Consider the following 12,389-nt stretch of genomic DNA (forward strand, 5'->3'; position numbering starts at 1 on the left):
CTGAAAGAAGATCCAGTAAACTCTGGCAACTACACTGGCTTTATCAATGATGGCGGCACGGAAGTTCCTGTATTTACTCTGAATTTTTCTGGAACAACCCTTGGCGAATACACCTTCACGCTCCTGGAGGCGTTAGACCATGAGGATGGATTAGATAACAACGAGCTAACCTTCGATTTACCCGTGTACGCGGTCGACTCAGACGGTGATAGTTCATTGATGTCACCACTGACGGTCACCATTGGTGATGATGTGCAAATCATGGCGAACGGCACGCTTGATATCACTGAACCGAATTTAGCCGATGGTACAGTGACCACCAACACCATTGATGTTATGACAGCGCAAAGTGCTGATGGGGCGGTAATTACCCAGTTCACCTATGATGGTGGGGCTGCGCAAACTCTAGATCCAACGATCACTAGTGAGCAAGAGTTTACCTTCACTGAAGGTTCCGTGTTCGTGACCATTGAAGGTAATGTGCGTTTTGAGCCGAACCGAGATCTTGACCATGAGAATGGCGATATCGTCAAATCACTGGTCTTCACCTCAAGCGATGGTGACATCGATGTCGCCACCGCGACGGTGACGCTAACGATTACCGATGGTGATATCCCTACCATTGAATCGGTGCCAAGCGTCACGCTTGCAGAGGCAGGGCTTGCGGATGGCTCCTCTCCAACCACAGGGGCAGTCAGCCAAACGGAGACCATCTCATTTACCAACCAAAGTGACAATGTCGAGAAGTTCCGACTAGAGCCGAGCGAGTTCAATACAGATAACTCGTTGAAGTCGGATGGTTTGATCATTGAACTTCGCGAGGAGCCAACGGGCTCGGGTAACTATATTGGTTTCACCACTGATATTTCGAATGTGGAAGCGACGGTCTTTACGTTGGATTTCAGCTCAACCACGTTAGGCGAATACACTTTCACACTGCTTGAAGCCATTGATCATGCACCGATTCAAGGTAACAACGACCTGACATTCAATTTGCCTGTCTATGCCGTTGATAGCGACGGTGATGACTCATTGATGTCACCATTATCAGTGACGATTACCGATGACATCCAGTCATTGGTCGCAGGGTCTATGACCGTGAAAGAGCCAACTACAGGCGTAGAAACGTCGAATACTATAAATCTAATGCCTGACAGTAGTGCGGATGGAGGAACCCTGACGAGCTTTAGATACGACGGAGAACCACTACAAACACTCAATCAAAATGTGTCGGGTGAACAGTCGTTTACTTATAACGAGGGTACACTGTTTGTTTCTATTGACGGAAGTATGCGATTTGAGCCAGTGTCCGATTTGGATCATTCAAGTGGCGACATTGTAAAAACTATTACTGTCAATTCAGTGGATGGGGATGGAGATATTGTTAGCACTTCCGTATCGGTAACGATTGAAGATGGTGATGCTCCAGTTATCGACTTGATCCCTGATATTGACCTAAATGAAGCGAACTTGAGTGACGGATCTGCTTCAACAGGGGCGTCGGTGAGTGAAACCAAAGTTATCACTTTCACTGAGGGTAGTGATGATGTCACACACTTCAGAGTTGACACCGCAAACTTCAATCCATCAGGTACATTGAAATCAAACGGCCTCACGGTCGAAATTAAAGAGCAACCTACTGACTCAGGCAACTATGTTGGCTTTGTCACTGACGCTTCGAATGTGGAAACGAATGTATTCACACTTGAGTTTTCTGACAGCAACATAGGTCAATATACATTCACACTTTTGGAAGCACTGGATCATGCTGATGCCAGCCTTGCCAATACCCTAGACTTTGATATTCCAGTGATAGCGGTTGATGCTGACAACACGGACTCAGCTTCATCATCTTTGAACGTCACGATTACTGATGACTTGCAGCAGACTCAAGACCACACCCTAAGCATTGTTGAACCAGTCACAACGTCAGGTGCTGGCGGGCCTCCATCAACGGGTGTTGTCGACGTGATGCCAACACAAAGTGCTGATGGTGCTACTGTTACTCAGTTTATGTATGGCACTGACGGACCGTTTACCTTAGATCAAACGAACTTCACTGAGCAAGAGTTCGCGGTTGCAGACGGAAAGCTGTTTGTTAAGTCAGATGGTTCTCTACGTTTTGAGCCTGACAGAGACCTCGACCACTCTGCTGGTGACATTGTTCGCAGTATTGTTGTGACCACTAGCGATTTTGATAAAGACGTTCAAACCGCAACAGTGACTCTAACTATTGCTGACGGTGTTGACCCTGTTATCAATATTGTGCCAGATGTGTACTTGTCAGAAGTTAACTTGTCTGATGGTTCAATGCCAACAGCGGGAGCAGTGAGCTCTACTCACACCATTACTTATACCGAGGGGAGTGATGATCTTAGCCACTTCCGTATTGCAACCAATGAATTTAATTTTGGTGGTTTGCTGAAGTCGAATGGTCTCGTTGTCGCGCTGAAAGAAGAACCTGCGGACTCAGGGAATTACATTGGATTTACGACAGATGGTTTAGGTAATGAAACGAATGTCTTCACGATAAGCTTCGATAGCGTTAACAAAGGTCAATTTACGATTACCTTGCTGGAAGCTCTCGATCATCTCAATGGCCTGAATTACAACGACCTTAACTTCCGTCTGCCGATCTACGCTGTCGATACGGATAATTCTGAGTCAACTCGACGTGATATTGTGGTAACGATTGAAGATGACATTCAGCAAATGCAGGATGGCATTTTAACCATTACGGAGCCAAGCACGGGTACTCCGACAACAGCGACGGTTGATATCATGCCATTGCCAAGTGCCGATGGTGCAACCATTACTGAATTTACTTACGGTGGTGGACTTGCTATTTCACTCGATCAAACGGTTACAGGTGAACAAGAGTTTATCTTTACGGAAGGTTCACTGTTTGTCACGTTAGACGGTGATGTTCGATTTGAGCCCAATCGAAACCTTGATCACTCGGGTGGAAACATTGTTAAAGATATCGTGTTCACCTCATCAGATTTTGACAATGATGTCTTTATGTCGAGCGTACGATTGACCATCATTGATGGTGAAGGCCCTGAATTGAACGTAGTTCCTGGTGTTAACTTATCAGAAAGTAACTTAGCGGACGGTTCGACACCAGACTCCAGCTTAATCAGCGAAACCAATCTCATCACATCATTCGCCAGCAGCGATGACATCGCGAAGATTGTCGTCGATACCTCTCTGTTCAACACGGGCGGTTCGATTACATCGAATGGACTGGCAGTTGACCTAAGAGAAGACCCTGTCGGCTCTGGTGATTATCTGGCGTTCACAACGGTGTCACCGGGCGTTGAAGTGCCGATATTCACCTTAACGTTTGATAGCTCAAATCCTAGTCTTTACACGTTTACTCTATTGGAGCGCTTAGATCATGCCCCTGGTGATGGCAATAATGACATTACCTTTGATTTATCGGTTTATGCACAAGATACCGATGGTGATTTATCTGCTCCGAAGCCTCTACAAGTTGTGATAGGCGATGATGTTCAGGTTATGCAATCTGGGGATTTACTTGTCACAGAGCCTACTTCGGGAGTCGTGAGTAGTAATGTGTTTGAAACAATGCCAGGCCCGAGTGCAGACGGATCAACAATCACTGGGTTTATTTACGATGGAGGGCCCGAGCAGCCACTGAATCAAAACGATACAGATGAGCAAGCATTTGTGTATCCAGAAGGAACACTGTTTGTCAAAATCAATGGCGACATTCGCTTTGAGCCAAACAGAAACTTGGATCATGAAAACGGCGATATTGTTAAGAACATTGTTGTGAAATCTCAAGACCAAGATATCGATCTAGAACAAGCAACCGTTAGGTTAGTCATTAGTGATGGTGCTCCACCTACGATTGATATTATTCCGCCAGTGAGTTTGAGTGAAGTTAACTTAGCCGATGGTTCTTCACCAAGTCTGCCTGTAAGTCAAACTGAGCAGATCACCTTTACTGCTGGTAGTGATGATGTTAGCTACTTCCGAATTGAGCCGACCGAGTTTAATGTCGGTGGTGCTCTTAAATCGAACGGTTTAGCCATTCAGATAAAAGAAGATCCTGCTGACTCAGGGAATTATATCGGTTTTACCAAAGATGCCCTCGATGTAGAGGTTGATATCTTTACGATTAAATTCTCTACTACTGTATTAGGAGAGTACACCTTTACACTACTACAAGAGATCGATCATGACTCTGTACAGGGCAACAATGATCAGCTCTTTACTCTACCGGTTTATGCCGTTGATACTGATGAAACTGATTCGGCGAGCACACCACTCAATGTGACGATTACCGATGACGTACCAGAAATAACAGACACAGGCGTGGGAAGTACCTTTATCGTTGATGAAGAAGATATTGGTAACCCAACACAGGCAGCAGGATCTTTCGTTACTACAGAAGGTGCAGACCAAGTCGAAGCTTACGAACTGCGTAATATAGCGACAGTGGAAGCGATGCTTTCGTCTGGAAGTGAAGGTATTAAGATCACAGAAATTACAGGCGCTGCTAATACCACGACTTATCAAGGAGCCACAGATTCATCGGGTACTCCAATCTTTACTTTAGTACTGACCAATGACGGCGACTATACCTTTACTCTGTTAGGGCCTCTTAATCACGCGACCACTCCTGCCAATCTAGATACGCTGACCATACCTTTCGATGTGGTAGCGGTAGATGGTGATGGTGATGATTCAAATCAATACCGACTACCAATAGAAGTGTCGGATGATGGACCAACGATGACCGCACCAACAGGAGAAACCGTCGTCGATGAAGATGATTTGACCGGTATAGGCTCGGATCAATCGGAAGATACGGTTATTAACGGTTTGTTTACGATTGATGAGGGTGCCGACGGAGTCGTGCTTTATGAGTTGGTAAATCCAGATGCTGTATTAACTGGGCTAACCTCGGAAGGAGAAGGCTTAGAGTGGCTGCCGGTCGTTGAAAGTGGCACAACATTTACCTATACCGCACAAACGGAGACCAGCAACGAAGCTGTGTTCGAGATTGTGTTTGATACCAACGACAATAGCTACCAGTTTGAATTGTTTAAACCGCTTAAGCATCCAGATGCGGATACAGAAAACAGTATTCCTCTGAACTTCTCCGTGGTAGCAGAAGATTTTGATGGGGATCAGTCAAACGCAATAGCGCTTAACTTATCGGTGACGGATGATGTTCCTCTTGTGACGACTCAATCTATTACCCGCCTCGAGGGTCAGAACTATAACGGCTCTAAAGTAAACATGTTTGCCAATGCAACAGATACGGGTGCTGATGGGGCTGTACTTACCCAAATCGAAGGAGTATCTGATACCGATACGGGGATTGTATTCAGAAGAAACCCAAGCGACACAGAAAGTAATACCTATGATATTACTTCTGGTGTTCAACAGGTGCGTGTTTATGAACAGGAGTTTGATGCTGGCGGTAATGTTATCGACGAGAGAGAGTTAGGTCGCTTGCGCATCAACTCTAATGGTGAAATTGAATTCAGAGCCAATGGTTATCTCGATCATGATGGGGATGAGATTAACTTCTCAATCAACGTAGTAGCAACCGATGCGGATTTGGATACTTCTGAAACGCCGTTGAATATCACCATCGTCGACCAAGACTCAACTGCCGTTTCATTGAAAGTCACAACCACAGAAGATATTGGCCGCGATCCATCTATTAGCTACGCTGCGGGTAGCGAACCTGCAGAGCTAGAAAATACTTTTGATAATCAAGATGGTCTACCGGATGCTCCGGCACAAGTTGCGTTGCAGGTTAACTTGTACGACCAAGATAACGCTGAAGCGATCGGGCAACTGAAGATATTTGATAATACCGACCACAGAGGCACGTTTTACTACTTTAATGGTTCAGAATACGTGAAGTTGTCGACAGATAGTGACGGTAATTTCATTCTGGATGGTGCAGATATTGTTCAGAGCTTTATGCCAGACCCAGATGACACCACAGATCCTAAAGATGTCATTGCAACTATCGACAATCTCTACTTTGTACCTGACCGCAACTTTAGCACAAATGGAAATGGTGTAAGGATCAACTACGAATTGGAGATCGACAATAACGGTGCTCCTGACCATACCGTAAGTTCAAACTTTAGAATTGAAATCGAAGCGGTGGCTGATGAAGCTGAGTGGAACGATGCCAATAGCACATATACCTACCTACCAGATACCGACGGCATGGGGGCAAATATACCGGTAACGGAAGACGGAAATACCATCACGCTTAATCTTGAAGCGGACACTCAGGACGCTTCTCGACCAGAAACAATCACGTATCAACTGACAGTCGAAGCGGGGGCTGGGAAGTTCACTCTATTGGATAGCTCAGGAAGCCCGATAGGGCCGGATGGTGGTCCATATATTATTGATGCGGCGGACATCAATAGCACAGTTGTCGATCCGATTGATAATTTCTCGGGCACTATTAGCTTCAAAGTGGTGGCTTTGACGGAAGAAACCCGTAATCCATTCCTAGATTCTGACAATAGCGGAGCCAACAGTAAAAGGTTTGCGACTTCTGAAGAAAGAACGATAGTGATTGATGTACTTCCAGATGCGGACTTAGGAACCCTAAGTGTGAGTCGTAAAACCATCAATGAAGACAATATCTTAGACCCAGATGTTGTTGGTGATCCAAATAATAGAGTTGCGTTCACCCTTGATGACGTGATCACAATGAAGCCATCGGTTGATGCAGACGGCTCCGAATTGTTATACGTAAGAATCTACAATATCACTCAAGGTGCCGAACTTTACGAATTAGGAACCAACACCGTTATCCCGACTGTGACGATTAATGGCGTCGATTACCAAGAAATACTTTACTCCGAACTCGCCAATGTCGAAGTGATCCCGAAAGAGAACAGCAACGAAGATTTCAGCTTTGATGTTTTGGGTGTCGTAAAAGACACAGCCTCGCTCTCGACTGGGCCAGAAACTGATGAAGTAACGTTTGGGCCTAAGAGGGTCAATGTTGAAGTGATTGGTGTCGCGGATGTGCCATTTGGTGGAACCAACGGCACTGATTGGGAGACGTTTACCGATAGTAGTGGTGTGAGTGGGGTACAAACAACAATCCAAGAGAGCCAGAACGGAGACAGCTTCGCATTTCTTGACTTCACTGTATTGTCAGGTGAGCGAAGACCTGACGATCCTAATAGCGCACCGCTTGTAGGTGATGGCTCAGAAGCGATAACCGTTATTCTATCCGGTATCCCAGAGGGTGTGGTGATCGAAGATGGAGATGGCACGGTCATAGACCTTAACTTTGTTGGTTATGAAGAAGACAGCAGTGGTAATCCTGATCTTGATAAGCCTATCTATGAAGCGAACATCACAGAGGCTGGGAAAGCGTCGGGTATCATCATTCGTCCTGTCGACTCCTCTACTGAGAATATTCACATTCAAGGGCGTATCGTTGTTACAGAAAATGACGGTCATACCTTAACGTTCGACCAAGAAGTTCGAGTGCTTATCAAGCCAAGGATCGATACTTCTGCAACTTACAGTAACACTACTATTGGAGACGAAGACACCGCCATTAATATTGATTGGCACCCACAAGGAGCGAATTACATTGATGACGATGAGCACTTTACTTCCATCACGATCAATGGAATACCAACAGGTGTGACCGCGGTCGTTAATGGTGATGTTACTGTTGATGACAGCGTGGCTGGTACATTGGTTATTACCCCGAAAGATGCATCTCAAACTCCAGAGCAGTTTACTCAGATTGCGTTGGCCAATGATTTTATCCAACTAACACCTCCGGAACATTCCAGTGAAGATTTTACGATCACTACAATTCTGGAAGTTGAAGAGCGAGATTTTGAATACACACCAAGTGGCTTGCTGGGAGAAGATGGTGGCTTTATTGAAGCCAACCCACCGATTACAGGTACTATCACAGTGCAAGTGGTCCCAGTGGTCGAGCCAACAGATCCTGATAACTTGATTGTTTTCTCTAATGAAGACGGTACTGGGCAATTGACAACCATTGCCTCAAATGCCGCAGGGCAGATTAATTTCACAACGAATAGCAATAACCCTGCAACCAGTGGTGAGTACGTTATTCGTTACAAACAAGAAGATGTCTCACCGGAGTTTCCTGTCAATGAAGTCGTTAATGAGGCCATCATTGAATTGACGACCACGTCTGGCGGCGCTCTACCATACGAAGTGTTGAGTCAACTACTTGTGACTGGTGCGGTTTATGAAGCTAATGGTCGTTGGGTGATAATTGATGAAGATGCATTTACGATTAGTGCACCTCAAGGATTGGATCTAACTGCACCATATGATGATGGTGTATCGACTAACATCAGCAGTATAAAAATGACAGTCTTTACGCTAGTTGAAGACTTAGGCGATGAGCCGGGTGACCAACAATCTGCGATTGTTCAGAGACAGGGAGACGTGATATTAACCTTCCCTGAAGAGATAACTGGCAACGGAGAAATCGCTGCTGATATCGTTGTGACTCCGGACCAAACAATTGATGCCACTGAGGATACCCAACTCATGTTGGGTGATGCTCTTGAAAGCGTCATTAGTTTCACTGGTGGTGATGCATCTGATGACCAAATTACCATCGTGATTGATGAGACCGTCGTTATTAATCCAGGAAGCCCTGACGAAACAACCATTAATATCAGCGTTGGTGGCAGTGGTGCAATTGACTTTGTGAACGGGGAATACGTTTACCAGTCCACTTTGGTACAAGGTGTAGCGCCAGATTTCTCAGATTTGGTATTAAATCTCCCCGCGGATTACTCCGGAGACTTTGAGTTGCCATTTACGGTTATCACCAAAGATCTGACATCGGGTGATGAGAAAATGCTTGAAACCAGCGCCATCATCAAAGTTTCTGCGGTAACCGACGTAGCACCAAGTATTTCGGTCAATATCGCAGGCTCTTTGGACGATGCTTTGAATCCAGTCGATATCGATGGCAAGCCGGGAGCCGAAGCTGTTGGTTATGAAGATACTTATATTGTGCTCGACTTCTCTGGTTCTGTAGCGGACCAATTCAATGGTATTGAAGGTGGTAACGAACGCTTTACTGATGTGACCTTAACATTGGATGACACAACTAATGGTCAGTTTTACAGTGATACAGGAACCCCACTGGGCACATCTATATCGTTCACCGAAAGTGAAATTGAAAGTGGTGCTTTATCTGGAGTGCTGTTTAGACCGAAAGAAAACTTCCCAACTTACGATGATGTAAACGGTGTGGATGTCAGTACCGTTAGCGTTACCGTGAGCGGCAACGTTTTAGATACGGCGACGTTTAATGGAGGGGGCTCGAGCACAACGGAAGATGCAACAAGCGAGTCCTTCTCAACGTCGGTCAGTTTTGATGTTGTTCCTGTCGTTGATGATGTTCAAATTACAGGGCCGGGAAGTGATCCTGATGTCGTAGAAATCACAGGCAACGAAGATCAACAGATTTCACTTGCGGGTTCAAGTCCGATTTCTATCGCCTTGACTGATCTCGATGGTTCGGAAGAGTTTGTTTCTATCAAATTCACGGGTGTCCCTGATGGTTTCCAATTTAGAGTAGATAGCGGCTCTGATTTTACGGTTAAGAACAATGGTGGAGGTGTATGGAGTGTCCAACTGCCGTCCAGCGTCTCAAATTCATTTGATTTAAGTGAAATATCGGTGCTGCCACCGAAAAACTTCAGCGGTACATTTGATTTTGGTGTTGAGGTGTTCACGCAAGAGTCGCTATTAGGTATCCCAACTAACGCAGGCACTCTGCCAAAATTCCAAGTACATGTACTGCCAGTAGGGGATGATATTGATACGGATCCGACGGATTCTGTTTCAGGATTGGAAGGCCAAAATATTGATATCGAAATCAATGCAAGCATTCTCGATAAAGATGCTTCCGCGCCTGCGCTGACTACCGAGAATGAACCAGAGACTATCCGAGTGGTCGTTAGCAATGTTCCTTCTGATGCTTCAATTTTGTATCCAGATGGCACAACATTAGGTACCTATGATGCGAGCTCCGATACGTGGACGCTAGATGTCGATGCAACCGTACTCGATAAAATCGTCTTTAACTCTGGTGAACATAACTCCGATACTGGTAACGCTCTGGGTATTGATTCACCGTTGTCTATTTCTGTGCGCTCAGTCGATACGGATGCAGACAACACTGAGTATTTAGGTCCAGAAACAACCTTCAACGTGGACTTGATGATTGACCCAATTAATGACCAACCAACCTTTGTTAATATTGAAAACTTAGAGACACCGGAAGATACCTCGATTGCCTTGAGCGATGTGTCTGGTTTCAAAATAGAGGACCCAGATGCGGTTTATGATGATCCAAGTGCGATATACACGCTCAAGTTGTCGGTGGATAAAGGTGAGTTGACCTTTACCTCTTCTACAGGGGTAAGCGTAGATCCTGTATCCGGCAATGGCATTGAATTGACGCTTACGGGGACCTTGGCGGATATCAACAATGCGCTAGATTCAGGCAGCGTTAGGTTTGAATTAGGTGCTGATGAAAACTACTTGAATCAGGGTGGGGTCGCTACCGTGACCGCGGAGGTCAATGACGGTGGTAACAATGGTTCACCGGGCCCACTGACTAACCAAACGACCTTTGAGATTAAAGTTACTGAGGTTAATGATGCACCAAATGCCGCCGACGTTATCGATTTAGGAACGATTTCTGAAGATGATCAAATCGTGATTAAAGCTGAAGATTTGATTGCGGCATCGAGTGATCCTGAAGGAGATAACTTGACCGTTATCGATGTCAGCCTCACTACAGGGCAAGGTCAGTTGCAGTACTTTGAAAATAGTGGCGGAGCTGACGACCCATCGGTCACTGGACCTTATTGGGTATTTGATGCTAACGATGAATACGATGCGACCAGTGGAGATATCAGCTTCTCATACACCATTCAAGATAATGGGCAAACCAATGGGGTTGATGACTTCTTAACAGATAGCGGCATATTAACCTTAACCGTAAAAGGTGTTAACGATTCACCCGTGATTAACGGTGACAATGTCACGTCAGTTATTGATGAAGACGTCGACCAATTGATTAGTGGTATTACCGTTGCTGACCCAGATTACGTCGGTGCCCACGCTGGTGACTTTATGACGGTCACCTTGAGTGTCGACTTTGGTACCTTGTCAGTAATTCCGCCGGCAACTACCACTGTGACGGTTAGTGGGCAGGGCACTAACTCAATTATCCTAGAAGGGACACCGGCTGACATCAACGATATCATCAATACACCAGCCAATCCTGTCGGGTTGTTTGTGAACACTCAATACATTCCAACAAACAGTATTAATCTACAGGTGGTTGCGGAAGACAGTGGCAACCCGTCGGGTATTGTTATCACTACACCACCGGAGAACTACCCAATTCAGGTAACGCCGGTCGCTAATACGCCGAGCTTGTCGATTGATCCTGCTATGAACTATGTTCGCAACATTACTGCCAGTCAAACCGCAAGTGCGAGTGGTATTCCTTTGGTCGGTATTGTGGCGGCGTTGGCTGATATTAATGAGATCTTGACTCTGAATATCAAAGATGTGCCAGCGGGTGCCTCCGTGATAAGCAGTGCGGGTACGGTCGCTCTTAATAGTGGTGTTTGGGTCGCATCCGCTGATGCGATTGATAGCTTAAAGATTGTTGACCTTCCGCAAGATGCCACACCACATACGATTAAGTTGGAAGCGGTATCTTCGGAGTTAGACGATATGAATATGGTGATATCTCCAGGAGCAACCTCTTCAGAGATAGACCTCAACCTAACGATTGTGGCTGATGCAACAGACATTGATCTAAGTGCTACGGCGGATGATGTTCAGTTGTTTGGCGACGGAGGTAATACACAACTAGAGTCTGGCTCTGGTGATGACCGACTTGAAGGTGGTAGTGGAGATGATGAGCTAATTGGAGGTGACGGTAATGATACCTTAATCGGTGGCGATGGCGCTGACATCCTCACCGGCGGTGATGGGATGGACTCTTTCGTTTGGCTCAACATCCAACATGGTGTTGAAGATAAGATTACCGACTTTGATTTGTCAGAAGGGGATACTATCGATCTCAGGGAAGTGTTACCTGAACTACAAAACACGACGCTTGATATGGCAGTACTGTTACAACAGATAGATGCAAAAGTCGTGGACGGTAATGACATCGAGCTAACGATAAACCCAGATGGTATGGGAACCACCCAACAGGTGATAGTGGTAGAAGATCTTGCTCCGCAATTGACACTCGCTAGCAACATGTCTGATGACATCTTAGATGCGTTGGTGCAGCAGAATGTGATTATTCATGGCTAATG

General features: G+C 45.6%; 1 protein-coding gene (cut by a window edge). It reads left to right on the forward strand.

Features of this window, described 5'->3' with window-relative positions:
• Nucleotides 1–12,387 carry the 3' portion of a retention module-containing protein gene (locus vsple_RS06200; RefSeq protein ID WP_261882986.1) on the forward strand. 17,202 nt of this gene lie to the left of the window's left edge, so only the last 12,387 of its 29,589 coding nucleotides appear in the window; the start codon falls outside the window, past its left edge; its stop codon occupies nucleotides 12,385–12,387.
• The last annotated feature ends 2 nt before the right edge of the window (nucleotides 12,388–12,389 follow it).

The sequence above is a fragment of the Vibrio pelagius genome (assembly GCF_024347575.1).
In the GTDB taxonomy this organism is placed as follows: Bacteria; Pseudomonadota; Gammaproteobacteria; order Enterobacterales; family Vibrionaceae; genus Vibrio; species Vibrio pelagius.